At 73.4% G+C, this 25,893-nt stretch carries 28 protein-coding genes and 2 pseudogenes; 16 read left to right on the forward strand and 14 right to left on the reverse strand.

Annotated features, from left to right (window positions below):
• Positions 1 to 53: 53 nt before the first annotated feature.
• Entirely contained in the window at positions 54 to 455 is a 402-nt protein-coding gene (locus FVS66_RS16325) for a DUF4345 domain-containing protein (RefSeq protein WP_149181914.1), read from the reverse strand.
• Between the two features lie 117 nt (positions 456 to 572).
• Between FVS66_RS16325 and FVS66_RS16330 the strand changes: the two genes are divergently transcribed.
• From FVS66_RS16330 to FVS66_RS16350, 5 genes and pseudogenes are all read left to right on the forward strand, one after another.
• Positions 573 to 1,538: a LysR substrate-binding domain-containing protein gene (locus tag FVS66_RS16330; RefSeq protein ID WP_149181915.1), complete on the forward strand. Its 966-nt coding sequence runs from the start codon at positions 573 to 575 to the stop codon at positions 1,536 to 1,538.
• Between the two features lie 146 nt (positions 1,539 to 1,684).
• A pseudogene (locus FVS66_RS16335) lies at positions 1,685 to 1,840 on the forward strand (amino acid ABC transporter ATP-binding protein); the annotation flags it as partial.
• A gap of 135 nt (positions 1,841 to 1,975) precedes the next feature.
• Positions 1,976 to 2,623, forward strand: a complete 648-nt coding sequence (locus tag FVS66_RS16340) for a hypothetical protein (protein WP_399225699.1) — start codon at positions 1,976 to 1,978, stop codon at positions 2,621 to 2,623.
• Positions 2,620 to 2,874 carry a hypothetical protein gene (locus FVS66_RS16345; RefSeq protein WP_149181916.1) on the forward strand — a complete coding sequence of 85 codons (255 nt, stop codon included), beginning with the start codon at positions 2,620 to 2,622 and terminating at the stop codon, positions 2,872 to 2,874. The genes FVS66_RS16340 and FVS66_RS16345 overlap by 4 nt, the downstream gene beginning before the upstream one ends.
• Positions 2,871 to 3,647, forward strand: a complete 777-nt coding sequence (locus tag FVS66_RS16350) for a metallophosphoesterase (RefSeq protein WP_149181917.1) — start codon at positions 2,871 to 2,873, stop codon at positions 3,645 to 3,647. Before FVS66_RS16345 ends, FVS66_RS16350 begins: the two co-directional genes overlap by 4 nt.
• Before the next feature lie 239 nt (positions 3,648 to 3,886).
• Here the strand turns inward: FVS66_RS16350 and FVS66_RS16355 are convergent, their stop codons facing one another.
• Positions 3,887 to 4,684, reverse strand: a complete 798-nt coding sequence (locus FVS66_RS16355; protein WP_149181918.1) for an SDR family oxidoreductase — start codon at positions 4,682 to 4,684, stop codon at positions 3,887 to 3,889.
• A 103-nt stretch (positions 4,685 to 4,787) separates the two neighbouring features.
• Here FVS66_RS16355 and FVS66_RS16360 point away from each other — a divergent pair, with 103 nt between their 5' ends.
• From FVS66_RS16360 to FVS66_RS16390, 7 genes and pseudogenes are all read left to right on the forward strand, one after another.
• Positions 4,788 to 6,035 (forward strand): aromatic acid exporter family protein, encoded by a 1,248-nt coding sequence (locus FVS66_RS16360; protein ID WP_149181919.1) that lies wholly within the window; start codon positions 4,788 to 4,790, stop codon positions 6,033 to 6,035.
• A complete protein-coding gene (locus tag FVS66_RS35045; RefSeq protein ID WP_187645548.1) occupies positions 6,035 to 6,397 on the forward strand; it encodes a hypothetical protein in 363 nt (120 codons plus the stop codon). Before FVS66_RS16360 ends, FVS66_RS35045 begins: the two co-directional genes overlap by 1 nt.
• A gap of 58 nt (positions 6,398 to 6,455) precedes the next feature.
• Positions 6,456 to 7,316, forward strand: a complete 861-nt coding sequence (locus FVS66_RS16370; RefSeq protein WP_149181920.1) for an SDR family oxidoreductase — start codon at positions 6,456 to 6,458, stop codon at positions 7,314 to 7,316.
• The gene (locus tag FVS66_RS16375; RefSeq protein ID WP_149181921.1) at positions 7,313 to 7,519 is read left to right on the forward strand and encodes a hypothetical protein; all 207 of its coding nucleotides are present in this window, start codon (positions 7,313 to 7,315) and stop codon (positions 7,517 to 7,519) included. The genes FVS66_RS16370 and FVS66_RS16375 overlap by 4 nt, the downstream gene beginning before the upstream one ends.
• Positions 7,520 to 7,666: 147 nt before the next feature.
• Positions 7,667 to 8,674: a glycosyltransferase gene (locus FVS66_RS16380; protein WP_149181922.1), complete on the forward strand. Its 1,008-nt coding sequence runs from the start codon at positions 7,667 to 7,669 to the stop codon at positions 8,672 to 8,674.
• A 200-nt stretch (positions 8,675 to 8,874) separates the two neighbouring features.
• Positions 8,875 to 9,969: a glutamate--cysteine ligase gene (locus FVS66_RS16385; protein ID WP_149181923.1), complete on the forward strand. Its 1,095-nt coding sequence runs from the start codon at positions 8,875 to 8,877 to the stop codon at positions 9,967 to 9,969.
• Positions 9,970 to 10,054: 85 nt separating this feature from the next.
• A pseudogene (locus FVS66_RS16390) lies at positions 10,055 to 10,240 on the forward strand (NAD-dependent epimerase/dehydratase family protein); the annotation flags it as partial.
• Positions 10,241 to 10,460: 220 nt separating this feature from the next.
• Here FVS66_RS16390 and FVS66_RS16395 read toward each other — a convergent pair.
• From FVS66_RS16395 to FVS66_RS16405, 3 genes are all read right to left on the reverse strand, one after another.
• Positions 10,461 to 10,802, reverse strand: coding sequence for a DUF3140 domain-containing protein (locus FVS66_RS16395; RefSeq protein WP_149181924.1), 342 nt, complete (start codon positions 10,800 to 10,802; stop codon positions 10,461 to 10,463).
• A 79-nt stretch (positions 10,803 to 10,881) separates the two neighbouring features.
• Entirely contained in the window at positions 10,882 to 13,326 is a 2,445-nt protein-coding gene (locus FVS66_RS16400) for a SpoIIE family protein phosphatase (protein ID WP_149181925.1), read from the reverse strand.
• 73 nt (positions 13,327 to 13,399) lie between these two features.
• Positions 13,400 to 16,045 (reverse strand): SpoIIE family protein phosphatase, encoded by a 2,646-nt coding sequence (locus tag FVS66_RS16405; protein ID WP_399225677.1) that lies wholly within the window; start codon positions 16,043 to 16,045, stop codon positions 13,400 to 13,402.
• Positions 16,046 to 16,174: 129 nt separating this feature from the next.
• Between FVS66_RS16405 and FVS66_RS16410 the strand changes: the two genes are divergently transcribed.
• Positions 16,175 to 17,098, forward strand: coding sequence for a MurR/RpiR family transcriptional regulator (locus FVS66_RS16410; RefSeq protein WP_187645551.1), 924 nt, complete (start codon positions 16,175 to 16,177; stop codon positions 17,096 to 17,098).
• Positions 17,099 to 17,425: 327 nt separating this feature from the next.
• Here the strand turns inward: FVS66_RS16410 and FVS66_RS16415 are convergent, their stop codons facing one another.
• Positions 17,426 to 17,635, reverse strand: a complete 210-nt coding sequence (locus FVS66_RS16415; RefSeq protein WP_149181927.1) for a DUF5133 domain-containing protein — start codon at positions 17,633 to 17,635, stop codon at positions 17,426 to 17,428.
• 236 nt (positions 17,636 to 17,871) lie between these two features.
• Here FVS66_RS16415 and FVS66_RS16420 point away from each other — a divergent pair, with 236 nt between their 5' ends.
• Entirely contained in the window at positions 17,872 to 18,063 is a 192-nt protein-coding gene (locus FVS66_RS16420; protein ID WP_149181928.1) for a DUF2795 domain-containing protein, read from the forward strand.
• A 37-nt stretch (positions 18,064 to 18,100) separates the two neighbouring features.
• Here the strand turns inward: FVS66_RS16420 and FVS66_RS16425 are convergent, their stop codons facing one another.
• Together FVS66_RS16425 and FVS66_RS16430 are read right to left on the reverse strand one after the other, a co-directional pair.
• A complete protein-coding gene (locus FVS66_RS16425; protein ID WP_149181929.1) occupies positions 18,101 to 18,832 on the reverse strand; it encodes a class I SAM-dependent methyltransferase in 732 nt (243 codons plus the stop codon).
• Positions 18,833 to 18,869: 37 nt separating this feature from the next.
• Complete coding sequence (locus FVS66_RS16430) at positions 18,870 to 21,650, reverse strand: SpoIIE family protein phosphatase/ATP-binding protein (protein ID WP_149181930.1); 2,781 nt, start codon at positions 21,648 to 21,650, stop codon at positions 18,870 to 18,872.
• A 256-nt stretch (positions 21,651 to 21,906) separates the two neighbouring features.
• Here FVS66_RS16430 and FVS66_RS16435 point away from each other — a divergent pair, with 256 nt between their 5' ends.
• Complete coding sequence (locus FVS66_RS16435) at positions 21,907 to 22,212, forward strand: hypothetical protein (protein WP_149181931.1); 306 nt, start codon at positions 21,907 to 21,909, stop codon at positions 22,210 to 22,212.
• Between the two features lie 34 nt (positions 22,213 to 22,246).
• On the opposite strand, the gene FVS66_RS16440 is transcribed toward FVS66_RS16435, so the two are convergent.
• Both FVS66_RS16440 and FVS66_RS16445 read right to left on the reverse strand, forming a co-directional pair.
• A complete protein-coding gene (locus tag FVS66_RS16440; RefSeq protein WP_149181932.1) occupies positions 22,247 to 22,486 on the reverse strand; it encodes a hypothetical protein in 240 nt (79 codons plus the stop codon).
• A gap of 64 nt (positions 22,487 to 22,550) precedes the next feature.
• Complete coding sequence (locus FVS66_RS16445) at positions 22,551 to 22,763, reverse strand: DUF2795 domain-containing protein (RefSeq protein WP_149181933.1); 213 nt, start codon at positions 22,761 to 22,763, stop codon at positions 22,551 to 22,553.
• Positions 22,764 to 23,103: 340 nt separating this feature from the next.
• Between FVS66_RS16445 and FVS66_RS16450 the strand changes: the two genes are divergently transcribed.
• On the forward strand, positions 23,104 to 23,376 hold the full coding sequence (locus tag FVS66_RS16450; protein ID WP_149181934.1) for a hypothetical protein: 273 nt from the start codon (positions 23,104 to 23,106) through the stop codon (positions 23,374 to 23,376).
• Positions 23,377 to 23,400: 24 nt separating this feature from the next.
• On the opposite strand, the gene FVS66_RS16455 is transcribed toward FVS66_RS16450, so the two are convergent.
• The 4 genes from FVS66_RS16455 to FVS66_RS16475 all read right to left on the reverse strand — a co-directional run bounded on the left by FVS66_RS16455 (position 23,401) and on the right by FVS66_RS16475 (position 25,774).
• Complete coding sequence (locus tag FVS66_RS16455; RefSeq protein WP_149181935.1) at positions 23,401 to 23,727, reverse strand: DUF3040 domain-containing protein; 327 nt, start codon at positions 23,725 to 23,727, stop codon at positions 23,401 to 23,403.
• A 53-nt stretch (positions 23,728 to 23,780) separates the two neighbouring features.
• Positions 23,781 to 24,560 (reverse strand): slipin family protein, encoded by a 780-nt coding sequence (locus FVS66_RS36855; RefSeq protein WP_149181976.1) that lies wholly within the window; start codon positions 24,558 to 24,560, stop codon positions 23,781 to 23,783.
• Positions 24,557 to 24,727: an NfeD family protein gene (locus tag FVS66_RS36860; RefSeq protein ID WP_399225682.1), complete on the reverse strand. Its 171-nt coding sequence runs from the start codon at positions 24,725 to 24,727 to the stop codon at positions 24,557 to 24,559. The genes FVS66_RS36855 and FVS66_RS36860 overlap by 4 nt, the downstream gene beginning before the upstream one ends.
• A 540-nt stretch (positions 24,728 to 25,267) precedes the next feature.
• Complete coding sequence (locus tag FVS66_RS16475; RefSeq protein WP_149181936.1) at positions 25,268 to 25,774, reverse strand: DoxX family protein; 507 nt, start codon at positions 25,772 to 25,774, stop codon at positions 25,268 to 25,270.
• Positions 25,775 to 25,893 lie beyond the last annotated feature (119 nt).

Below are 25,893 nucleotides of genomic sequence, written 5' to 3' on the forward strand. Positions count from 1 at the left end.
TGCGCGCGCCCGGGAAGCCCGCGGCGCAAGGATCTGGGCAGTACCGATCCTCCTCAGCGTTCCCGGCAGACCCGTAGCGACCACAGCAGCAGCAGTGGGGGCAGCAGCAGTTCGACGCCGATGAAGGCGGTGTGCAGCGCGTGCGGCGGGCCGGCCGCCAGATACGACACGCCGCGCGCCACGCCGCCGAGGAACACGGCGCCGAAGACGGCCCGCAGCGCGAGGGCGTGCCGCTCGACGTCCCGGAGCGCCGTCAGCAGCACGATGCCGACGGCGCACCAGACGCCGGCGAAGAAGCGGTAGTTGCTGTCGAGGGTCGGGCCGGCCTCCGGGCGGCCGGGGAGGACCGACGGTCCGACGGCGATGTCGGCCAGGGCGGTGGCCACCACGACCAGGGCCAGTGCGAACAGCACCCACTGGAAACCATGACGCGACGACATGACGGTTCTCACCACGACTCTCCTCGGTCACCTGCGTGCGGAAGATCCCCGGGTTCCATCGTGGTGCGGGCGGCGGGCCGCGCGGAAGCATCCGCCGATGCGCGTACGGTGCCGATTGATACCGTCCCCGTCATGAGTGACGCGTCGGATCCGAGCCTGCGTCAACTGCGGCTGCTGCTTGTCCTCGCCGAGGAGCTTCACTTCGGGCGCGCGGCCCGCCGTGTGTACATCAGCCAGCCCGCGTTGAGCCGGCAGATCCGGCGGCTGGAGGAGCAGCTGGGCGTCGCGCTCCTGGAGCGTTCGACTCGGCGGGTACGGCTCACGGCCGCCGGGGAGGCGCTGCTGCCGCGCGTGCGTGACCTGGTGGCGGCCGCGGACGGCCTGCGCCGGTCTGTACGGGAGCAGCGGCGGGCGGTGTCCGGGCGGGTCGTGCTGGGCTGCTACGTGACGGCGCTGCCGGTGATCGGCGCGCTCGTGGAGCGGTTCGGGCGGGACCGTCCGGGGCTGGAGGTGGAGTTGCGGGAGGTGGACTTCGTCGAGCAGTTCGGGGCTCTGTTGGACGGCCGCGTGGACGCGGTGCTGTGCTACGGGCCGGTCCCGGAGGGCGTGCAGTCGCTGCACCTGGCCACGGAGCCCGTGGTCGTGTGCGTGGCGGAGGGCCACCCGGTGGCCGGGCGGCCGTCGGTGACTTCGGCCGACCTGGCCGGGGTGCCCGTCGTGGGGCTGTCGCCCGAGGTGCCGCGCGGGTGGCGGGACTTCTGGGCGGCCGACCCCCGCCCGGACGGCTCCCACGTGTCGTACACCGCGCATACGGCGACGACGTTCGAGGGCGGCCTCGCGGCGGTCGCCAGGGGCGAGGGGGTGCGGTTGGTGTCGGCGAGCTGCCGTGAGCTGTTCCCGCGGCCCGGGATCCGGTACGTGGACGTCCGGGACGCGCCGGAGTGCGCGGCGGTGCTGGCGTGGGCGGGGGCGCGGCGGGACTCGCCCGGGGTCGTGGCGCTGCGGCGGGCCGCCGCGGAGCTGGTGGCGGACACCCCGGACGGCGCTCCGGACAGCGCACCGGACGCCCGCTGGTGGGAGCGCCTGCCACCCGGGTGACCGGCCCCGGACGCCTGCCCGGAACGTACGGTCGAACAGGCTGGTCTCCCTGATGTCGTGGGGTTCGTGGCATACGATCGCCGCCGGCGGCTCGCCCGTACCCCACGCCGCCCCGCGCCCTTGGAGGTCCATCGTGTGGGCCTGGAGGGGTGATGCTGTTCGACGAGCCGACCTCGGCGCTGGACCCGGAGCTGATGGGCGATGCGCTCGCCGTGATGCGGGGGCTCGCCGGGGACGGGATGACCATGATGATCGTCACGCACGAGATGAGCTTCGCCCGGGAGGTCGCCGACCGGGTGGTGCGGGCCCGGAGTCGGCGGCGGACCGGGCGGGCAAGGGACGTAGGGGCTGCGGGGCATGATCGCCGCGCGGCAGGATACGCCGCGGACGCGCTGGGTACCCGACGGCCCTCCAGTCCGACGAAGGGGGCGGAGACCTTGAAGAACCACGCGTACGAGGCCGCCCACCGAGCTGGGGCCCCCGTGCCCGGCGAGGTGTCGGGCGGGCTGCCGCTGCCCCCGGACCGCACCCAGGCCATCCTGGAGGCCACCAAGCAGGTGGCGGGGCTCCTGAAGGCGGGCGGGCACCGCTTCGCGCTCGCGGGCAGCGTGGCGGCGTACGCGCACGGCGTGCCGGCCAGCCTCCAGCACGACACCGACTTCGCCGTCCTGCGACAGGACGAGGAGGCGGTGCGGCACGAGCTGGAGCGCGGCGGCATCCAGGTGCGCAGTGCGCCGGAGGACTGGCTGATCAAGGCAACGTGCAGGGGCGAGGAGATCGACCTGATCTTCGAGCTGGCCCGGCACCCCGTCACCGAGGAGTTGCTGGCCCGGGCGCACACCCTGCCCGTCGACTCGGTGCACATGCCGGTGCTGGCGCCCACGGACCTGATGGGCAGCCAGCTGGCGGCGTTCTCGGAGCACCACTGCGACTTCGGGGCGGTCCTGCCGATCGCCCGGGCGCTGCGGGAGAAGATCGACTGGGATGTGCTGCGCCGGGAGAACGAGGGCTCCGCGATGCCCGAGGCGTTCCTGTTCCTGCTGGAGCGCCTGAACGTCATCGAGCCGAGGGAGGCACCCCCATGAGCGCCGCCGACACCGCCGAATACCGCATCGCCCATCTGCGGGACCGGCTGGCGAGCGAGGACATAGCGGAGCTGGGCGTACGGATCGAACAGCGGGGCGCGGGCATCATGCTGTACGGGACGGTCTCCAGCCCCGCGTGCCGCGACGAGATCCTGCGGATCGCACAGGAGGAGCTGGCCGGGCTCCCGCTCCACGAGGACCTGGTCGTGGCCGGTACGGACGCCCCGACGCACCCCGAGGAGCTGTCATGATCCGGGTAGCCGCCGTCGGCGACATCCATCTGTCCCCCGAGAGCGCCGGGGCGCTGCGCCCGGCGTTCGACACGCTCGGCGACAGCGCCGACCTGCTGCTGCTCGCCGGAGACCTGACCCGGCACGGCACGGTCGAGGAGGCCCGGGTGGTGGCCCGGGAGGTGGCCGGGCTGCCGGTGCCGGTGGTGGCGGTGCTGGGCAACCACGACTACCAGAGCGACCGGCAGGACGACGTGACCGCGGTTCTCGAAGAGGTCGGGGTCACCGTCCTGGAGGGCGAGGGCACGGTGGTGCCGGTCGACGGGACGCGGGTCGGCATCGCCGGCACGAAGGGGTTCGGCGGCGGGTTCGCCGGGCGCAGCGGCGGCGAGTTCGGCGAGCCGGAGATGAAGGCGTTCATCCGGTACACGCGGCGCTGCGCGGAGGGGCTGGCCTCGTCGCTGCGGATGCTGAAGGAGGAGGACTGCGCCGTACGGATCGCGCTGACGCACTACTCCCCCGTGGCGGACACGCTGGCCGGGGAGCCGCTGGAGATCTATCCGTTCCTCGGCAGCTATCTGCTGGCGGAGGCGGTCGACGAGGCGGGCGCCGACCTGGTGGTGCACGGCCATGCGCACCTAGGCACCGAGCACGGCATGACCAGCGGCGGGGTGCGGGTGCGCAACGTCGCGCAGCCGGTGCTGGGGCAGGCCTTCGCGGTGTACCACCTGCCGGTGCATGTGACGGCCACGTCGGCCGTCGCGGACACGGCCGAGAAGGCGGGCATTCGCTAGCGGCCTGCGAGGCCCCGAGACGCCCTGCACCGGTGCCGCGTCCACCGTGAGCCGCGGGTCCGCCGACGCGGTGCCGTGCCGTGCCGTTAGGCGCGCGGTCCGGCCGGGTAACGGGGGTAGTGCGACATATCAGATGTATCCGACAGTGCGCTTCCGCAGCCGCGGCCCGCAGCCCGCAGCCCGCAGCCCGAGAGGAACCGGAGATCGTGACTGACGCCCCGGGCCGGGATGCCGCCGCGTCACGGGCGGCGCCAGGCGTCGCTCTCCAGGTGCGACCCGGCCTGCGGACCCATGCGGAGCATGCCGCCGTCCACGGTCCAGGACGCCCCGGTCACGTACGAGGCGTCCTCGCTCGCCAGGAAGGCGATGACGGCCGCGACCTCGCGGGCGTCACCCGGCCGGCCGAGCGGGATGCCGGGCCGGTTCTCGCTGTACACGTCCTCGTCCTCCTGGCCGGTCATCGGCGTGGCGATCTCGCCGGGCGCGACGGCGTTGACGGTGATGCCGTACTCGGCCAGCTCCAGGGCCATCACCTGCGTGAGCAGCCCGAGTCCGCCCTTGGCCGCGCAGTACGGGGCGGCGCCCACGCGCGGCTGGTGCTCGTGCACCGACGTGACGTTCACGATACGGCCGCCCTCGCCCTGCCCGATCATTCGGCGGGCGGCGAACTGACCGCACAGGAACGGTCCGACCAGGTCGACGTCGATCACATCGCGCACGGTCGGGTACTGCAGGTCGAGGAAGGGCGTGGCGGTGCCGGTGCCCGCGTTGTTGACGAGGACGTCGATCCGGCCGAGCTCGCGGGCCAGGTCGTCCACGACCCCGGCGGCCTCCGGGAGCCGGGTGAGGTCCATCTGCGCCACGGCGGCGCGGCGCCCGTGGGCCCGCACCTCGTCGGCGGTCTCCAGTCCGCCGTCCTGGTCGTTGTGCCATGTGATGCCGATGTCCATGCCCTGCTGGGCGAGGCGGACGGCGGTCGCACGGCCGATACCGGAGTCGGAGCCGGTGACGACGGCGACGGCAGTGCCCTGATTCATGCGTGGGCCGGTACCACGCACCGGGGTCGGCAAACACACGGCGCGGGCATGGCGGCGCGACAGGACGGCGGGGCGGAGTGGGCGCAGAGGGCGGAGGAACGGGATGCCGGAAGCAGTGTCAGCGACGCCCGTGATCAAGCTGGTGCGGCGGACGACCGAGCCCGTGGCGGCGCAGACGCTGCGTTCGACCGCGGCGGCGGTCATCTCGTACGTGGTCGCCCTGCAGGTGCTGCCCTCGCAGCCGGCGCCGCTGACCGCGCCGCTGACGGCGCTGCTGGTGGTGCAGGTGACCCTGTACGCGACGCTGACGACCGGGATCCGCAGGGTCAACTCGGTGGTGGCCGGCGTGCTCGTGGCGATCGGGTTCACCGCGCTGGTGGGGCTGACGTGGTGGAGCCTCGGGCTGACGATCTTCGCGTCGCTGATCGTGGGGCATCTGGTCCGGGTGAGCGAGTTCGTCCCCGAGGTGGCGATCAGCGCGATGCTGGTGCTCGGCGTGACGCAGGTGGGCTCCGCCGCCTGGCACCGGGTGCTGGAGACGCTGATCGGGGCGGGGGTCGGGATGCTGTTCAACCTGCTGCTCGCGCCGCCGGTGTGGGTACAGTCGGCCGGGGCCTCCATCGAGGGGCTGGCGGGCGGGATGGGCCGCATGCTGCGCACGATGGGCGACGACATCGCGGGACTCGGCCATGTCCCGGTGGCGCACGCGGCGGCCCGGCTGCACGAGGCGCGGCGGCTGGACCACGCCATCGTGGAGGTGGACGCGTCCCTGCGGCAGGCGGAGGACAGCCTGCGGCTCAACCCGAGGGTGCGGCAGGGGCTGCTGGCCCGGGTGGTGCTGCGGACCGGCCTGGACACGCTGGAGATCTGCGCCGTGGTGCTGCGGGTGCTGTCGCGGACGCTGACGGACCTGGCGAAGTTCCGCACCGACGAGACGCTCTTCCCGACGGACGTGGCGGCCCTGCTGCGGGAGGTGTTCGGGCACATGGCGCGCGCGGTGGAGAGCTTCGCCCGGCTGATCACCACGCAGGTCGCGGCGAGCGCCGAGGACGCGGAGGCCCGCCTCACCGAGGCGCTGGCGGCGGGCCGGGAGGCCCGGAACCGGGTGGCCGACCTGCTGCTGGAGGACGTCCAGGAGCACCCCCGGCAGTGGCAGCTGCACGGGGCGCTGCTCAGCGAGATCGACCGGATCCTCGACGAACTGGACGTCGACCAGCGCACCGAGCGGCTGACCGAGGAGCTGGACCGTCGCGCGGCGGAGCTCGGCGAACGACACCCGCGCCTGGTCGCCCTGTCACGCCGCCTGCGCGGCACCGGGGCCGAGCCGCCGCCGCCGGGCGTGGAGACCTGATGACGGCCGCCGGGTGTCCCGTGCCCGGGGTCAGCCCCCGGGGTGTCCACGTGGAGGCGTACCTGGTCCGCCAGGCGGTGCAGGCTGCGGTCGAGGGCTTCGTTCACCCGCCGCTCGCCGGGGTCGTGCCGCTCGTCGAAGAACGACAGGTGCACGGCGACCTCGCCGGCGCCGCTGTCGACACCGGCGACCTGGAGCCGGCCGGCGTAGTCGGCCTCTTCCCGTGTGCCCCACTCCAGCCGCAGCTGCTCCTGGCGGGCGCGCAGGAGCGCCGGGGTGTCCTCGTCGAAAAGCCCCGGCTGGACGGGGGTACCAGCCGGGGCAGCTCACAGGCGTGTGAAGGCGTCTTCACAACCGCTTAGATGAACGATAAATCATCGAAGGCCGTTCGATCCAGTCGGGGCGGGGTACCCGGGGCCGGTGAAGGCCGACAAGCCCCTGGCCGTGGTGACCGGCGCCTCCAGCGGCATCGGGTGGGAGCTGGCCCGCCAGTTCGCCGGACACGGTTTCGATCTGGTGGTCTGCGCGGAGGACCGGCGGCTGGAGACCACCGCCGACACGCTGCGGCGGGTCGGCGCCGATGTCGCCTTCGTACGGGCCGACCTCGCCCTCTACGACGGTGTGGAGCAGCTGCACCTGGCCGTCGGCGCCACCGGACAGCCCGTCGCGGCCGCCGCGCTCAACGCGGGCGTCAGCACGTGCGGGGCCTTCCTCGCCGCGGACCTCGCCGACGAGGCCCGCATCATCGACCTGAACATCGCTTCCACCGTGCACCTGGCACGCCGCCTGCTGCCCGGCATGGTGGAGGCGGGCGCGGGCCGCCTGCTGATCGTCTCGTCGATCGCCTCGCTGGTACCCGGCCCGTATCAGGCCGTCTACAACGCGTCCAAGGCGTTCCTGCAGTCCTTCACCGAGGCGCTCCGGGACGAGTTGAAGGGCACGGGGGTCACCGTGACGTCGCTGCTGCCGGGCGTCACCGACACGGACTTCTTCCGCCGCGCCGGCCTGGAGGACACACTGCTCGGCAGCCGGCCGGCGAAGGACGACCCGGCGCTGGTCGCCGCGCAGGGCTACGCCGGCCTGATGCGCGGCCGTGGCTCGGTGATCGCCGGGTCGCCGGCGACCCGGGCCGGGGGCCTGGCTGCGCGGCTGCTGCCGCACGCGCTCACCGTCCCGGCGTACCGGCGCAGAGCACGGCCGCTGCGGGGTACCCGTCCCGTTCCCGAGAACATCGCACGACACGTCAGGCACGGCAGGTTCGACAAGGAGGCTTCGGCATGAGCGGGAAGACCTCGTCCAGGGCGGAGAGTGAGCGACGGAAGGCACGGGAGACGGAGCGTGAGCAGAAGGAGGGCCGGCCCGAGGTGCGCGAGTCCGCGTCGTTCCCCGAGCACCGGGACGTGACCCCGACGACGCCTTCCCAGGCGGAGGGTGAGCGGCCCGAGGGCATCCCCGAGCCCGAGGAGCAGACACACGGCTCGTAGCGGCGCGGAAGGCGGCCCGTTCCCGCGCGGCCCACCCCCTTATGCGTGGATCGCCCCTGCGGAACAGGGCGATCCATGCATAAGGTGATCAAATATGGGCACTCCATACGCCTTTGTGACCGGTCCCGGAACGGGAGGCGCCGCCGTATGAGCTCTCCGCCCGCCTCGTACGCCGTGGTCGTCCCGACCCTCGGGCGGCCCTGCCTCGCCGACTGCCTCCGCTCACTCGCCGCGAGCGAGGGACCGGAGCCGCACCGCATCGTCGTCGTCGACGACCGCCCCGGCGAGCCGCCGCCCGACGACCTCTCCCTGGACGCACTGGGGCCCCTCTCAGACCGGGCCGTCCTGCTCCGCAGCGGCGGACACGGACCGGCAGCCGCCCGGAACGCCGGGCTGCGGGAGGTGGAGGAGCCCTGGACGGTCCTCCTGGACGACGACGTACGGGTCGGCCCCACATGGCGGGCGGAGCTGGCCCGCGACCTCGCCGAGGCGTCGCCCGACACCGGCGGCGTCCAGGGCGTCCTGCGTGTTCCGCTGCCCACCCACCGGCCGCCCACCGACTGGGAGCGCAACACGGCGAGCCTGGAGCGGGCCCTGTGGGCCACCGCCGACATGGCGTACCGCACGGAGGCGCTGCGCGCGGTGGGCGGCTTCGACGAACGGTTCCAGCGCGTCCTCCGCGAGGACGCCGACCTGGCCCTGCGGGTGAACGACGCCGGGTGGCTGATCCGGCGCGGCCGACGCCGTACGGACCATCCCGTACGGCCCGCCGACCGGTGGGTGTCCCTGCGGGTGCAGCGCGGCAACGCCGACGACGCGCTGATGGTCCGGCTCCACGGCCCCGACTGGTGGGCCCGCGCCGCCGCGCCACGCGGCCGCATCCGCCGACACGCCGCGATCACCGCGGCGGGCGCCCTCGCCCTGGGCCTGGCGGCCGCCGGACGGCGCAGGGCGGCGGCGTACGCGGCGGGCGGCTGGCTGCTCGGCACGGCCGAGTTCGCCCGCGCACGGATCGCCCCGGGCCCCCGCACCCGCGGCGAGGTCGTCACCATGGCCGTGACCAGCGCGCTCATCCCGGTCCTCGCGACCTGGCACCGACTCGTCGGCGAACTGCGGCACCGGTCGGCCGGCTGCTGGAACGGGGGCGCCACGTGAGCCGGGTGGGCGGAGAGACCTGCGGTGCCCGGGCGGCTCGCCCGCAGGGGCGGCAGCGCCCGAGGGGCATCGCGGCAGGCCACAGCGGGGTGACGCCCGGACAGCCGGTCCGCGCACGCCCGCCTCAGCCGAACGGGTGACCGAAGCGCTTCGCACCGTACTCCCGGTTCGCTGGGATATTTCCGGGTACCCGGCGGCACATGATCACCGTTGGGGTCGAGGAAGAGTACTTCCTCGTCGATCCGGTCACCTGCCTCCCCGTGCCGCTCGCCGACGCGGTGCGCGGGGCCGCCGGACTGGAGCCGATCGTGGACGCCAAGGAGGTCCAGTCGGAGCTCCTGCAGGCCCAGATCGAGGTGGCCACTCCCATCTGCACCGACCTGGACGAGGTGGGCGGCCATCTGCTCCGGCTGCGGCACGCACTCGGCATGGCCGCGGAGAAGAACGGCTGCCGGATCGTGGCGACGGGTACCGCCCCGTACCGCGAGACCGCGCCCGTGCCGGTCACCAAGGACGCCCGTTACCTGGCGATGCGCTCGCAGGCCCCGCAGCTGGTCACCGAACAGCTGGTCAACGGCATGCACGTACACGTCGCGGTACCCGACCGGGCCACCGCGGTCACCGTGCTCAACCGGATCCGGCCCTGGCTGCCGGTCCTGGTGGCGATGTCGGCGAACTCGCCCCTGTGGGACGGCCGGGACACGGGCTTCGCGAGCTGGCGCACGGTGATCTTCGGCAGGTGGGCGGTGAGCGGCCCCCCGCCGGCCTTCGCCGACGTCGAGGACCACGACCGGCGTGTGCAGGTGCTGCTGGACTCCGGAGTGATCTCCGACACCGGCCAGATCTACTGGCAGGCACGGCTCTCCGACCGCTACCCGACCCTTGAGGTGCGCTGCATCGACGTGCAGCTGAGGGCGGACGCCGCGGTCATGTTCGCCGGAATCGTCCGGGCGATGGTGGCCACGGCGATACGTGCGGAGGAGACCGGCGCGCCTTTCCCGCACTGCCCGCCCGAGCAGTTGCTGGCCTCGAACTGGTACGCCGCCCGGCACGGGCTGAGCGACCTGCTCATGGACCCGGAGGGCAGGTGCCGGCGGGCCGGGGACGTGCTGTGCCTGCTGCTCGACGCCGTGACCCCGGCACTCGAGGAGGCCGGGGACGTGCGCGAGGTGACGTCGCTGGTGCACCGGCTGCTCCAGCAGGGCACTCCGGCCGACCAGCAGCGCAGGACGCTCGCCGACGGCGGGATGTCCGCGCTGACGGATCTGCTCATCACCGAGACCGTGTCGCCTTGAGCGACGGCCTGGCCTGACCCGATCTGACGTGACCAGACCTGACCCGACGCTGACCGTACGCCCGAGCGACGACCTGGGAGGCCGGATGAACACCGCGTTTGCGCGCGGTTGGCAGCACGCCGTCGTGACGGGCGGCGCGGGCTTCGTCGGATCCCGCCTGTGCACCGGGCTGCTCTCGGCCGGTACGGCGGTGACCTGCGTGGACGACTTCAGCACCAGGCGCCGCGAGAACGTGTCCGGTCTGCTGGACGACCCCGGGTTCACGCTCCTGCACGGGGTGTGCTGACCGCCGCCGCGCACGGGCTGCGCTGCCCGGTGAACATCGGCAGCCCGGCCGAGCTGAGCGTGCTGGACCCTCGGTTCCGGGCGGGTTCGGCCGGATCACTCACGGGCTCCCCGCCGGGTCCGGAGAGCGGAGGCCGCGTCCGTGGCGGACCCGCACGTACCCGGCAGTCCGTGGGCCGGGCGTGGGTGAGGCGCACGGGCGTGGGTCATGCCGTGGGCTTGAGCGGGTCGTGGCCGATGTCCATCAGGGCGTGCCGCCAGTCCGCTCCGCCGGCCTTCGGGTCCAGCGACGGGTCGCGCCGGCTGCGGACGATCTCGCAGACCCGCCGCATGACGGCGATGTCGTCGGCGGTGAGGTCGGTGCGCCGCTTGCCGAGGATCTCCAGAACGCGGCGGCCGGTGGGCGGTCCGGCGCGGTCGGGGAGCTCCTCGGTCTCCTCGCCCGCCGCCTCGGTGCTCAGCCACTCCTGGAGCTCGCGCGAGGTCATGTTGACGACGGTGTGGAACTCGTCCCACAGCTCGGCGGTGATCTGTTCGGAAGCTGCCATGACGTGCCTCCCGGCGTTCGAGGCCGCGGTTCTCCGGGTTCACCCCTCCGGGTTGCCGACGCCGGGTGGGGCCAAACCCTCACGTCACGGGCGTGGGCAGGGCCTGCTCGGCCCAGATGGTCTTGCCGGTGGCGGTGTAGCGGGTGCCCCAGTGCTGGGTCATCTGCGCGACGAGGAACAGACCGCGGCCGCCCTCGTCGTCGATGGCGGCGCGCCGCAGGTGGGGGGAGGTGTGGCCGGTGTCGGAGACCTCGCAGATGAGGCTGCGGTCGCGGATGAGGCGCAGCTGTACGGGTCCCGCCGCGTAGCGGAGGGCGTTGGTGACGAGTTCGCTGACGACGACCTCGGTGGTGAAGGTGAGTTCTTCCAGGCCCCAGGCGGCGGTCTGGCGGGCGGCGAGGTCGCGGGCGCGGCCGACCTCCTCCGGTCCGATGGCGAGGTCCCAGGTGACGATCCGGGCGCTGTCGAGCATGCGGGTGCGGACGAGGAGCAGTGCCGCGTCGTCCTCGACGGGCCCGGTCAGGAGGGCGGTGACGACCCGGTCGCAGAGTTCGGGCAGGGGGCGGTCACGGTGGTCGGCGAGGAGGGTGCCCAGCTCGTCGAGCTCGGTCTCGGGGTCGCGGTGACGGCCGCGGACCAGGCCATCGGTGAAGAGGGCGACGAGGCTGCCCTCGGGGAGGTGCAGTTCGGTGCTCTCGAAGGGCAGGCCGCCCAGTCCGAGGGGCGGTCCGCCGGGTACGTCGGGCACGGTGACGGTGCCGGTCGCGGCGTCGAGGACGGCGGGGGCGGGGTGCCCGGCGCGGGCCAGCCGGACGACGCCGGTGACGGGGTCGTAGACGGCGTACAGACAGCTGGCGCCGACGGCCTGGTCGTCGGGTACGTCGTCGCCGCGGGCGGCGCCGGCGGCGACACCCCCCGTGACGGAGCCGGGGACGGCGGCCTCCTCGTCGGCGGCCTGGGTGATCAGGTCGTCGAGGCGGGTGAGGAGTTCGTCGGGGGCGAGGTCCTGCCGGGCGAGGACGCGGACGCTGGTGCGGAGCCGGCCCATGGTGGCGGCGGCGCCGAGTCCGTGGCCGACGACGTCGCCGACGACGAGGCCGACGCGAGCGCCGGAGAGGGTGATGACGTCGAACCAGTCGCCGCCGACGCCCGCCTTGCTGTCGGCGGGCAGGTAGCGGTGGGCGACGTCGACGGCGGTGAGCCGGGGCAGGCTGCGGGGCAGCAGGCTGTGCTGGAGGGTCAGGGCGGCCATGTGCTCGCGGGTGAACCGGCGGGCGTTGTCGATGCAGACGGCGGTGCGGGCGACGAGCTCGTCGGCGACCGGCAGATCCTCGACGCCGAACGGGTCGGGATGGCGGTCGCGGCTGAAGGTGACCACGCCGAGCGGCGCGCCCTCCGTGCGCAGCGGTACGACGAGCAGTGAGGGCGCCGACAGGTCGAGGACGGCGCGTCCGGTGGTGAGGCAGCGCATCTGCGGCGAGTCGGGCGGGTACTGGACGGTCTCCCGCCCACCGGCGGAGCGTGTGCCGTCCGTGTGTGCGGCCGCGCCGTCGGCGGAGCCGCTCCACACGCGGACGAGGCGGCCGGTGGCGGCGGTGCCGGGTGCGGGCGGGTCGCCACGCAGGACGGCGTCGGCGAGGTCGACGGTGACGCCGTCGGCGAACTGGGGGACGGCGACGGAGGAGAGCTCGCGGGCGGTGCGGTTCATGTCGAGGGTGGTGCCGACGTGCCCGCCGGCCCGGACGAGGAGATCGAGGCGCTGCTGGGCGAGGTAGCGGTCGGTGACGTCGACGGTCTCCTCGCAGACGCCGAGGAAGGTGCCGTCGGCGTCCTGGAGGCGGTAGTAGGAGCAGGACCAGACGTGGTCGTGGTCGGGGTCGACGGGCGGACGGCCGCGGTAGTGGAGTTCGATGACCGGTTCGCCGGTGGTGAGGACCCGGCGCATGGTCTCCTCCAGCGTGGGCGGGTGCCCGGCGGAGAGGACCTCTCCGGCGGAGACCATGTCGTCGGGGCCGAGTCCGGCGTACTGGGAGGTGCCCATCTCCTGGTACAGGGCGTGGTTGGTCCAGACGACCCGCAGGTCGGTGTCGTAGATGGCGAGCCCGACGGGTGACTGGGTGGCGAGGCCGCGCAGCATGGACTGCAGGGCCTCCCAGCGTTCCGTCTCGTCGGCGTCGGCGACGGCGAGGAGGCGGGCGGGTCCCGTGTCGGTGCGGAAGAGCGGCAGCGTGGCCGTGGTGACCCGGATGATGCGGCCGTCGCGGTGGCGCATGTGGAGGACCTGGCGGCGTGCCCGGGCGGCACCGGGGAGGTCCGCGGCGACCTGGTAGGCACCCGCGCGGTCGACGACGAGGCGGCCGATGGGGCGGCCTATGGCCTCCTCGGGCGGGTGGCCGAGGAGGCGTTCGGCGGCGGGACCCCATCCGATGATCCGCCCCTCGGCGTCCAGGACGGCCGTCGCCGCTCTCGTGACATCCAGGGGGCCTCGGAAGTCGGCACCCTCCGCTGCGTTCACCGCGATCATGGCACCTGCCTCGTCCGTCCTCCTCATGGTCGGTCGCCCGTTCCGCGGGCACAACCGCGGGGCCGCGCGGGCGTCACGTGTCCGCTCCGGTGCGGGGTGCCCGGGGCTCCGGCCGCGGGATGCGGGGCGGGGGCGGCGGTGTCGTACGGGTGGGCCGGTCCGTACGGTCCTCCGCCCTGCCGCGGCCGGGCCAGTCGCCGTCGTCCCAGCGGGCGGCGAGGAGGAGGGCGATGTCGTCGGGCCGGTCCTTGGCCTCGACGACCTCGTCGATGAGCCGGTCGGCGGTGGTGGACAGCGAGGCGGGTCCGACGGCGGCCAGGGCGGCGCGCAGGTGTTCGATGCCCAGGTCGATGTCGGTGCCGGGCTGTTCGACGAGCCCGTCGGTGAACAGGGCGAGTACGGCGCCGCGGGGTATGCGCAGCTCGGTGACCGGGTAGTCGGCGTCCGTGTCGATCCCCAGGACGACGCCGCCGGGCAGGTGGAGGACCTCGGTGCGGCCGTCGGGGTGGCGCAGCAGGGGCGGCAGGTGGCCGGCGCGGGCGGTCTGGAGGAGGCCGGTGTGCGGGTCGAGGACGCCGTAGCAGCAGCTGGCGAACTGGCCGGGGTCGAGGTCGATGAGGAGCCGGTTGGTGCCGCTCATCACCTCGCTCGGGTCGTGCCCGGCGAGGGCGAAGGCGCGTACGGCGCTGCGGAGCTGGCCCATGGTGGCGGCGGCGGAGACGCCGTGGCCCTGGACGTCGCCGATGACCAGGGCGAGTCCGCGCGAGGTCTCGACGACGTCGTACCAGTCGCCTCCGACGTCCATGCCCTGGGTCCCGGGCAGGTAGCGGCCGACGGTGTCGATGTGGCGGTGGCGGGGCAGCCGGTGCGGCAGGAGGGCGGACTGGAGGCCGCGGGCGAGGGCGGCCTCGGTGTCGTAGCGCTGGGCCCGCTGGAGGGCCTGGGCGATGAGTCCGGCGAGAGCGGTGAGGACGGTGCGCTCCTCGGGGGTGAAGCCGCGGGGCTGGTCGAAGCCGAGGATGCAGGAGCCGACGGGGCGTCCGGAGGCGATGAGCGGGAGGAAGGCGCGGGCGCCGACGTGGGCGTCGAGGGGGATGCCGGGGTAGGCGGCGGCGAGGCGCTGCATGGACTCGAAGAAGATCGGCCGGCCGGAGGTGAGGGTCTCCACGCCGGGCAGCCGGGCGTCGAGGCCGACGCCGTCGAAGCGGTCGAGGAAGCCCTGAGGGAAGCCGGTCTCCCAGGCCAGGTGGAGATGGCGTTCGGTGAGCAGGTAGATGGCGAGCTGGCGGCCGCCGAAGGCGGGGAGGAGCTCCTCGGTGACCACTTCGGAGACCTGGCGGGCGGTGACGGCCTCGGTGAGGGCGATGGCGAGGGCGACAGGCCGGTAGAGGACGGCGGCGCGGTCGGCCTCGGAGCCGAGTCCGTCCCCGGGCCCGGCGGCGGTGCGGGGGGCGTGGGACGGTTCGTCGACGGCGGAGAGGGTGACGGTCAGTCCGTCGTGGCCGGGGTGGAGGGACATCGACAGCCAGGACGACGCGGCGCGGTGGGCGAGGAAGTGGACGGGTTCGGCCGATATGAGGGCGGCGCGGAAGTGGTCCTCGTAGGCGGGGCGGCCGGTCCAGGGCACGGCGTCCCACAGGACGCGCCCGACGAGGGTGGGACGGGCGAGGCCGAGGAGGGTCTCGGCGCGGCGGCTGACGTAGGTGACGCGGCCGAGGCGGTCGAGGGAGAGGACGCCGGTGGAGAGCCGGTCGGCGGCGGCCGCGACGATCGGGCCGGTGCCGGGGTCGACGAGGACGCCGGTGACGTGGGTGTGGTGGGGTTCCGGCCCGTGGGCGGGCGGTGGGACGCCGCGGCGGGCGAGTTCGAGGAGGTGGGGGCGGCCGTCGCGGCCGCTCAGCCAGATGCGGCGGGCGGGCGCCCGGTTGGGGCCGGTGGAGTCGGTGACCTGGCGGACGAGGGCCCAGAGCCCGTACACGTCCTCCGGGGCGAAAAGCGCCTCGAGCCCGGCGATGGTGCCGGGGAAGTCCTCGGGTTCGCCGCCGAGGATGCGGCACAGCTCGGGGTCGGCGGTGACGGTGCCGGTGTCGACGCGCCAGTCGAGGTGGCCGATGCGTACGGGGGGTGTGGCGCTCGCCGGCAGTTGGACGGGGGCGGGTTCGCGGTCCCAGGCGACGGGGGTGCCGGCCGCGTCGAGGCGGGCGAGGACGGCGCCGAGGCGGTCGGCGGCGTTCTGGATGCGCTGCCGGTCGGCGGCGTCGACGGGCCGGCCGGGGGTGGCGGTGCGCAGGGCGACGAGGACGCCGTACCGGTCCTGGCCGGCGGAGACCGGGACGTAGAGGGAGCCGAAGGGGAACGGCAGGCCCGCCATCAGCTGAGGGAAGCGGCGCATGGCCTCCTCGGCGTCGGCGAGGTGGACCGGGCTGCCCGAGCGGAAGGACTCGGCGACCGGGAAGGGCCGGTTGATGTGCATCCGCCACCAGGGCTTGAAGAGGTCTACGGGCAGCCCCGCGAGGACGGCGAGCCGCAGCAGGCCCTTCGTGCGGGAGCGCAGGTAGACACCGCCGGCGTAGCCGCCGACGGACTCGATGGCGTCGACGGCCGCGGGCGCGAGCGTCATCGCCAGCGCGTCGGTGACGCGGCCGTCTTCCGTCCGGCTCCCCGGCACCTCCCCGGAGGCCCGGGGCGGGACGTGCCCGGGAGCGCCGTACCAGGTCACACAGTAAGGATGCGCCCGGTGGAGGGCTCCGCGCACGCCGGTGGGCGGTGGTCGCCGGGCGGGGCCGGGGGCCCGAGGTGAGCTATGTTGTGCGCAATTCGGACGAGAAGGAGGCGGATCGTGCCATCAGTGCCATCGGGGCAGCAGGCACGCGCGCAGGCGGCCGCGATCACGCCGGGGCGGCAGTCCCCGGAGCCGGAGCCGACGCCCGCGGAACGGGTGCGGGCGCTGTTCACGGGTCATCGGCTGTCCCCGGGACAGCGGCGCATCGCGCAGTACCTGGTGGACCATCTGACCGAGGCCGCGTTTCTGTCGATCACGGATCTGGCGGAGCGGGTGGGCGTGAGCCAGCCGTCGGTGACACGGTTCGCCACGTCGCTGGGTTACAGCGGCTTTCCGGCGCTGCGGGAGGCGTTGCAGCCGATCGCGCTGAGCGCGGTGGCGGGTACGCCGGACTCGCGGGAGGAGATCCGGGGCAACGAGCTGCAGGCGGCGATCGACGCGGAGATCGAGAACCTGGAGAGTCTGCGGCGGGTTCTCGCCGATCCCGGGCAGGTGCTGGAGGTGGGCCGGCAGCTGGCGCAATCGGTGCCCTTGACGGTGCTGGGGCTGCGGATCTCGGTGTCGCTCGCGGAGTACTTCGCGTACGCGGCGCGGCGGATCCATCCGGATGTGCGGCTGGTGACGCGGGGCGGCAGCGTCGCCTACGACACGCTGTTGCAGGCGCGGGAGGCGGGCGGTTCGTGGGTACTGGCGTTCGCGATGCCGCGGCACGCGAACGAGACGCTGGCGGCGGTCCGGGCGGCGCGCCGCACCGGGCTCCGTGTGGTGCTGATCACTGATCTGACCATGGGACCGCTGGTGGAGGAGGCCGATGTGGCGCTCACCGCACCGACCGGGTCGCGGCTCGTGTTCGACTCGTACGCGGCGCCCGGGGTGATGTCGGCGGCGCTGCTCCAGGCGATCGCGGATGCCGAACCGGAGCGCACACAGGCCCGGTTGGAGGGATACGAACAGGTCGCGACGGAGCACGACTTCTTCGTGGACGACTGACGGACGGCCGCCCGGACGGCTGTCGTCCGGCGTTCCTGCGGATGTCTCGGTGGGCCCGGTACGGTCGGGTGGCACCGGATTTTTTCGGCCATCGGCGAGCATGAAATTTTTCATGCCCTTGCTTACTCAACGGTATATATATTTACTGCTCGCACGGCACTGCGGCACCGATAGGTGCGACGCGGTGCCCGGAGAACGGACACAGATGGGCGGCGCTCCCTCCTCGCGCCGCCCTGCGTGTTCGCTGCCGGGTGTACTCCGCTCTCCCCTGCGGGCACCCGTGGCGGCCCTGGTCTACCCCTGGGCCGGGGCCGCCGAACTCCCTCCTCAGCCGGTGGTCGTGGCCGCCAGCCTGGCCTTGGCGGCCGCGAGCGCGTGCTCCAGCTGACGGGTCCCGGTGGTCACGCAGAGCGTGTACGTCACATCGTCCAGGCGGCGTTTCAGATCCGGCGCGAGGGCTCGCTCCTGCGCGACGGCGCAGAGGGATTCGTACCGGGCCACGAGTTCGCGAAGCACAGCGGGATGCGCCAACAGCATGGGCGTACCTGCCTTTCCGACGCCATGAGGTGAGGAGGGGAGGACAGCGACGGCCGTCTCCCTTGTGGTCTGCGATAAGGCCGGGCGACACGGCGGCGCCCGCAGCGGGCGCCACCCCCGCGCGGGGATATGCCCGCGATTTCCGGCCTTCACACGACATTGTGATGCAACCGTGATGAGTTCGCCCCACGGAACAGGACCGGTGTGGTCGCACATGCCGGTGGTACTCGATGGCCATGGCTGTGAACCCGATCGAGATGCAGAAGAACCTGGGTGGCGTCAGCTACCCCGCCTCCAAGGAGGAGATCGTCCGGCAGGCGGAGGAGCACGGCGCCAACAAGAAGATCATGGACGCGCTGAAGTCCATGTCCGACAAGGAGTACGACTCCCCGGCGGCGGTGAACAAGGAGGTCGGCAAGGGGTCCTGACACGACGGGTCCATCCCCTCACGTCGCCGCCCCGCCCTCACCCGGGGCGGCGCGCCACGACCAGTCGGCAGCGCGGCGCCCCGTCCGGGCGCCGGCCGAGCGCGTCGAGCGGGACCAGCTCCACGGTGAGGCCCGCCCGGCCGAGGTCGGCGACCACGTCGCGAAGCCGGAAGGTGCGGTAGTACATGACGAACGGCGGCCGCCACAGGGTGTTGCGGACCCGCATCGCCGTGTCGAAGCCCCACAGAGCCCAGTAGGCCGGGGAGCCCACCCGGGGCGGCGCCGCGACCGGGAACGCGAACCGCCCACCGGGCCGCAGCACACTACGGACCCGGGCGAAGAGACCCGGGCGCTCGGCGGGCAGGAAGTGCCCGAACGCGCCGAAGCTCACGGCCAGATCGAACTCCGCGCGGAAGGGCAGCGCCCGTACGTCGGCCCGCACCCACTCCGGGTCGGGACGGCCCGGCTCGTGCGGGTGGGCGGCGCGGGCACGGGCGAGCATCCCGGCGCTGAAGTCCATGCCGGTGACCCGCTCCCGGCACAGCTCCCGCAGGACGCCCGTACCGGCCCCGGTGCCGCAGCAGACGTCCAGGCCCGCCCGGAACGGGCCGAGGGGCCGCAGCCCGTCGGCCACCGCGTCCAGCACCGGCTCCGGCGTGCGGAACGGGGTCTCGTCGAACTTGGGGGCGAGCAGGTCGTAGCCGCGCTCGATGGAGGAGAGGGCCTGGACGGCCAGCTCCCGGAAGGTCGGTCCGTCGGGGGTGAACATGGCTGCCGAGCGTAGTCAGGGATCCGTCGGGGCGGCGTCAGATCGGGTCCGCGTCGAGGGCGTCGAGGCCGTCGAAGAGGAACTCCGCGCCGCGCCCCGCGTCGTACGCGGGCGATCCCGGCAGCTGCTGCTCGGCCCAGATGACCTTGCCCTGGGCGGTGTAGCGGGTGCCCCACCTCTCGGACAGCTGGGACACGAGGAACAGGCCCCGGCCGCCCTCGTCGGTCGTCGCCGCGTACCGCAGATGAGGTGAGGTGCTGCTGCCGTCGGCGACCTCACAGGTCAGGACGCGGTCGTGGATCAGCCGTACATGGACCGGGGCGGAGCCGTAGCGGATCGCGTTGGTGATCAGTTCGCTCAGGACCAGCTCGGTCGTGAACGCCATGTCGGACAGCCCCCACGCGTCGAGCCGCTCCGTGGCGGCGGCCCGGATGCCGGCGACGGCACCGGGGTGGAAGGGCACGTCCCAGTCGGCGATCTGTCCCGGACCGAGGGACCGGGTGCGGGCGATGAGCAGCGCCACGTCGTCCTTGGGGTGGGCGGGCAGCAGCGCTTCGAGCACGGCGCGGCAGCTCTCCTCGGGGGTGCGGTCCGGGTACGCCAGGGACTGCCGCAGCAGCTCCAGGCCCACGTCGATGTCCCGGGTCCGCTCCTCGATCAGGCCGTCGGTGTAGAAGACCAGCTGGCTGCCCTCGGCCAGCTCCAGCTCGGTGGTCTCGAACGGTATGCCGCCCAGGCCCAGCGGCGGCCCGGCGGGCAGGTCGGGGAACTCGACGTGCCCGCCGGGGTGGACGAGCGCCGGCATGGGGTGCCCGGCCCGGGCCATGGCACAGCGCCGTGTCACCGGGTCATAGACGGCGTAGAGGCAGGTGGCGCCGGTCATTCCGGCGCCGGCACCGCCCGGGACGCCGGCACCGCCGTCGGATGCGGCCTCGTCCTGGTCGACCCGGCCCACCAGGTCGTCCAGGCGGCCGAGCAGCTCGTCGGGCGGCAGGTCGAGGGTGGAGAAGTTGTGCACGGCGGTGCGCAGGCGCCCCATGCTGGCGGCGGCGTGCAGGCCGTGGCCGACGACGTCGCCGACGACGAGGGCGACCCTGCTGCCGGGCAGCGGGATGACGTCGAACCAGTCGCCGCCGACGCCGGACTGGGCCGGCAGATACCGGTGGGCGACCTCCACGGCGCTCTGCTCGGGCAGGGCACGGGGCAGCAGGCTGCGCTGGAGGGTGACGGCCATGGCGTGCTCGCGGGTGTAGCGGCGGGCGTTGTCGATGGCCACGGCCGCGCGGGCGACGAGCTCCTCGGCGAGCGCGACGTCCTCCTCCTCGAACGGCTCGGGCTTCTCGGAGCGCCAGAAGTTGGCGACGCCGAGGACGACCCCGCGGGCCTGGAGCGGGACGGTGATGAGCGAGTGGATGCCGTACGCCACGATCGCCGCGGTCGTCTCCCGGTCCTGGGCGTGCCAGCCGGGCGCGTGCGACAGGTCGGGCACGAGCTCGGCCCGGCCGGAGCCGAAGCCGCGCGCCTGCGGGCTGGACGACACGAAGGCGATCATGCGGCCGACCGGGTAGAGGGGATGGTCGTCGCGGATGCCGCGGGAGGCGGTGCGGCGCATGTCGGTGCTGGTGCCGCTGGGCTCCTCGCCGCGCAGCACGGGGTCCGCGAGGTCGACGGTGACGTAGTCGGCGAAGCGCGGCACGGCGACATCGGCGAGCTCTTCGGCGGTCCGTACGACATCGAGGGTGGTGCCGATGCCGACGCCCGCGTCGTACAGCAGATTGAGGCGCTTGCGGGCCACCTGGGCACGCCCGGAGAGGGCGCGCAGCTCGGTGGTGTCACGGATGGTGACGACAGTGCCGCCCGGGCCGCCGAACGGGTCGGTGGGGCGCTGGTTGCAGGCGAGGAGCCGCCCGGCCGCCGGCACCACCTCGTCCGTGGCGACACGGCCGGAGGCCAGCAGGTCGGCCATACGGGGGTCCAGGCCCGGCAGCTCCTCGATGTGCTGCCCCTCCGCGTCGGGCGGCAGCTTCAGGAGCCGTTCGGCCTCGTCGTTGGCGAGGACGAGCCGGCCGTCGCCGCCCACGATGACGACGCCCTCACGGACGGCGTGCAGGACGGCGTCGTGATGTTCGTACACACGGGTCATCTCGGCCGGGCCGAGACCGTGTGTCTGGCGGCGTAGACGGCGGGTGACGAGCGCCGTTCCCGCGGTGGCCGCCGCCAGCCCGGCGGCACTGATGCCGAGGATGAGCGGCAGCTGCTGGTTGACCACGCCGGTCACGTTCTGCACCTTGAGCCCGGCGGAGACGAGGGCGACGACCTCCCCCTCCGGGTTGGTCACAGGGACGACGGCCTGCACCTCGTCGCCGAGGGGGCCGCCCTCGATCCGTTCGGTGATGACCTGCCCGGCGAGGGACGGCTCGATGGTGCCGACGAAGCGCTGGCCGATCCGCTCGGGCAGGGGGTGGCTGTAGCGGATGCCGTTGGTGTCCATGATCACGATGAAGTCGACGCCGGCTTTCTTCCTGGCGGCCTCGGCCAGCGGCTGCAGCACCTCCGCCGGGTCGGGCTGCTCCAGGACTTCGAGCAGGCCGGGGGCGTGCGCGAAGGACTGCGCGACGGCGACCGACCGGTTGCGCGCCTCGCGGTCGCTGTCGTACCGCGACTGGAGGAGCAGCGCGAGGACGGCGCCCAGCACCAGCAGCACGACGAGCGCCACCTGCAGGACGAACACCTGTCCGGCGACGCTGCGTGGACGCCTTTCGGTCAGTGACCGGACCGAGGTGCCCCGGAACCGGTCGAAAAAGTTGACCACGCTCATTTGTAACACTGCTGCCCTCGTGCGGCGCCAGACCGGGACGCCGATCAGCGGCCCCCGGGCGCCCGGATGCGGGCCTCCTCCTCGTGGAACAGACCTGCGCGAGCCGCTGGGGGTCCGCGTCGAGGTCGCCGGCGCGTTCTCGTCCTTTCCGTCGTCACCTGGGCTCTGCCGGATGCGGGGCGCGGGGCCTGACGGCGTGCGGGAGGGGGCATTTCCCGCCGTCCCGGCGCGGGTATGGTCCCCGGAGGGCCGGCGTGTGGGTGACTGGGGGCGCAGCGTGGCCAAGCGGGAGTTCGAGGAACGGGGTGTGCTCATCCGGCGGGGGTGGCGCCAGTTGACGACGGCCGGCCGGGTGCGGGTGGCGGAGGGCCGACTGACACTGCTGAACAGCCGCGGTAGTGAGATCGACAGTGCCCCGCTGTCGGAGGTGCGGGTGGCGGAGCCCTGGTACGTGCCGCGCGGCTGTGTCCGCGCGGTGCTGGGCGGCACCGTGTATCTGCTGCGGCTGGCCCCGTCACGGGCCCGGTATGTGGCGGAGGCCGCGCACCGGGCCCGTAGTTAGGAGCCGGCCGTGCGGGTGCCGGTGGGGCCGCGGATCAGTAACACCACCAGGTGCCGTCGGGGGGCTGCGGGATCCAGGTGTAGAGGCCGCCGTCGGCGGGTCCGCGGCGGTAGACCGCGGTGACCGCGTCGGCCCGGTAGGTCCGCACCCGTTCGGGCTTGCCGTGCTGGTCGGTGCGTTCCAGCACGATCTCGCCCGTGGCGGTGCGCCCGGCGGCGTCGGCCTCGACGACGGTGTCCTCGCCGTGGGCCAGCCGCAGCATGAAGACGGCCATGTTCCTTGTCGCTCCGTACTCTCGTGTTCTCGTGCTGTCGTGCTGCCGTGCGCTCGTCGCGGTCTCAGACACCTGAGGGGATCGGGGGCAGGTCCTCCCACACCTGCCGGAGGTCGGTGTAGCGCCGGTCGGGCAGCCGCTCAAGGACCTGGCGTACCTCGGTGCGGGCGCCGGCGCCGGCGGCGGCGATCAGCAGATCGCTTCTGCTCATCGCTCCATTGGCGAAGACGGTTGCCAGATGGTCGGCGATCTCGGTGCGGGTGACGTCGTCAGCCATGGCTCTCCAAGCGTGTGAGCGCGCGTGAACGGTTGGCGGCGTTGGTGGTGCGGTGTGATGGTCGATGCGGCCGCCACGGGCGGCTCCTTCGCCGCCCCTGGACATGCGCGGGCGGGGTCGGCGAGCGGCTCCAATCTAACGCAGGCGCAGAGTCCGAAGGCAAGTCAGAGACCCGCCGGACGGGCCGAGTTGCCTGAATTTCGCGCACAGGGACGAGCCCGACGGTCACCGCCCTCCGGGCGTTAACCCGTACATCATGTGAGAGTCCCGGACCGCCCGCGAAGCGTGAAGGTACGATCGCGGTGAGTGACGGCGCGTATGCAGCGGGAGGACGGAAGCCATGTCGACGGTGACGCGGCAGGAGATCGCCGCCAGTACCCGGGGGGCGTTCGGTTCGGGCTGGGTCGGCAGGGACGACCTGTGCGCGGCCGCGCGTTCGGCGGGTGCCCGGCCGGAGGTCGTCGCGCTGCTGGCGAGGCTGTCCGGGCATGTACGGGTCTGCGGCGTGCCGGATCTTCTTCTGCTGCTGCCCGGACTTCCTGACGCGGACGACGCGGAGGTGGCGGAGGTGGCGGAAGGGCCGGACGGCGGGGAGTCGGCGGGCGGCGAGTGACCGGCTCCGTGGGCCGGCACCCGTTCAGGTACGGAAGGCCACGGCGGCGGGCATCCCTGCCGGCGGCAGCTGGTCGCTCCCGGAGTCGGCGGGCTGCATGAGCACCGCGGTGAGGACGAGGCCCACCACGGCGACCACGACCGCCACGACGGCCACGACCTTCCGCCAGTCCCGCCGCCTTCCGCGGCCACGCCGTACGCCGCCGGTGTCCGCGTGGCCGGACGGTTCGGGGGGTTCGCCGGTGAACTGCCGGCCGAGCGCGGACATGCGGGCGTCGAGGTCGGGGTCCTCGCGTGCGAGAAGCCGCTCGATCTCGGCGAGCAGGCGGTCCTCGTCCATTCCGGATGCCATGTAGACCACCTCCGGTGCGACGTGCTGGTGACTGCGTGCGGTTGCGTCGGGGGCTACGCCTGGGTGACCGGGCGTTCCTCGTGGGGGCGGAACATGTCGACGAGGCGCAGCACCTCCATGGGGAGTGGGAAGATCAGTGTGGAGCTCCGCTCCGAGGAGATCTCCGCCATGGTCGACAGGATCCGCGGATGCATGGCGGCCGGGTGGCCCTCCAGCCGACGGGCCGCGTCCGCCGGTGTCTCGGCGGCCTCGAACTCGCCCTTGGCGTGGGTGGCCCTGGCCCGCCGGTCTCGTTCGGCCTCCGCCTGCCGTGCCATGGCGCGGCGCATGGCCTCGGGCAGTTCGCCGTCCTCGACCTCGACGAGGGTGACCTTCGCGCCCCAGGGGTTGGTCACGTCGTCGATGATCCTCTGGAGCTTCTGGTTGATCTCGTCACGGTTGACGAGCAGTTCGTCGAGGTCGACCTGGCCGAGAATGCTGCGGAGCGTGGTCCGGGCGATCTGCGAGGTGCCCTGGACGTGGTTCTCGATCGCGACGACCGACCTGTTCGTATCGACGACGTGGAAGTAGGTCACCGCGTTCACCCGCACCGTCACATTGTCCTTCGTGATGACGTCCTGTGGTGGTATGTCCATGGTGACCGTGCGCAGCGAGACGCGCATCATGCGGCCGACGACCGGGATGATGAAGAAGAGACCTGGGCCTTTCGCCCCGATGATCCGGCCGAGCCGGAAGATGACACCCCGCTCGTACTCGGGCACGACCTTCACCGACATCGACAGCAGCAGGAGCAGGACGGCTGCGCCGAATATGAGACCGACGAGTGAGTTCATGGGGCTTCCTCCTCGGGTTCGGCGGCCTCGGCCACGAGTTCCAGACCGTCGCGGTCGACGACACGTACCCGTAGTCCTTCGTGTACCCGCCCGTCCCGAAGCCGCACGGTCCACCGGGCCCCGTCGAGGAAGACCTGCCCTCTGTCGCCGTCCCCGCCGCTCACCACGGCCGTACGACCGGCGAGGGAGGCGCGGCCGATGGATGTACGCCACCGCGGACGCGGTGCGCGCTCCGGCGGGCCCGACGTAGACGATCACCGGTACATCGGCGGACAGGAAGTCCTGGACGATGTCCCGGGTCGACTGGAGAAGTCCGCCGGGCGTGTCCATCTCCAGGAGGAATGCCTGGTGGCCGTTGCGTTCGGCCAGGTCGACGCCCTCCTTGAGGTGCTCGGCGACGACCGGGGTGACCGTGCCGTCCAGGCGGGCGGCCGACACCGTCGGGCGCTGCGCGGGCTGCGCACCGGCCAGTGCCTCGCCCGCGACCGGGACGACGGCCAGGCAGACGAGAACGGCGAGGCATGCCCGGGCGAGCGTCTGGACAGGCGTCTGGGCCACGGCATGTGCGGTCCCCCTTCGTACGGCGGGAGGCGATGCCCGTGTGCCCGGCGATTACCCCCGGGCGGTGCGGCCATGCGCGGCGCGGACCGCCGACGCGCCGGGCAGGGCACCGTGCCGGTTCGCCGACACCGAGCGGGCCCGGCGCCTCACGGGCGGGTAGCGGCCTCCAGACGGGCGTGCCGGGAGAGGTACGCGTCGGCGGACCAGGCGCCCGCGCCGACGGCCAGCAGGAACAGCGTGCCGCACAGCTGGGCCAGGTCCGTGCGGGACGCGTGGGTGAAGTCCCACCAGCCGGACGCGTCGGCGAACAGCGGCGCGCCGCCCCAAAGGATCGGCAGCTTGGTGATCGCCAGCGCGCCCACCATGTCGACCACCATGGGCAGGGCGGCGAGCCGGGTGAGCAGCCCGGCCAGGACGAGGAGACCGCAGACGGTCTCCAGAAGGCCGTCGAGGGGCGCGAAGAATCCAGGCATCGGGATCCCCGCCCGGTCGAAACGGCCGGCGCCCAGCTCGTCCGGGCGCAGGAGCTTCAGGACGCCCTCGGAGGCGAACACCACCCCGACGTAGAACCGGACGAGCACCACCGCGCCGGGGGCCTCGGTGTGGACCAGGCGGGTGCGCCACGAGCTGGTCGACGTCAGGAGGGAGGTCATGCGGGGCCACGTCCTTCAGGCGGTTGGTCGTCGTCCGACCCGGACATCGTGCGCCGCCGGAGCCGTACGCAGAACACGGCATCGGGCCGTTCCCGCGTACGGGTGAACACGGTCCCGTG

This window comes from Streptomyces sp. TRM49041 (assembly GCF_008271805.1).
Classification (GTDB): Bacteria; Actinomycetota; Actinomycetes; order Streptomycetales; family Streptomycetaceae; genus Streptomyces.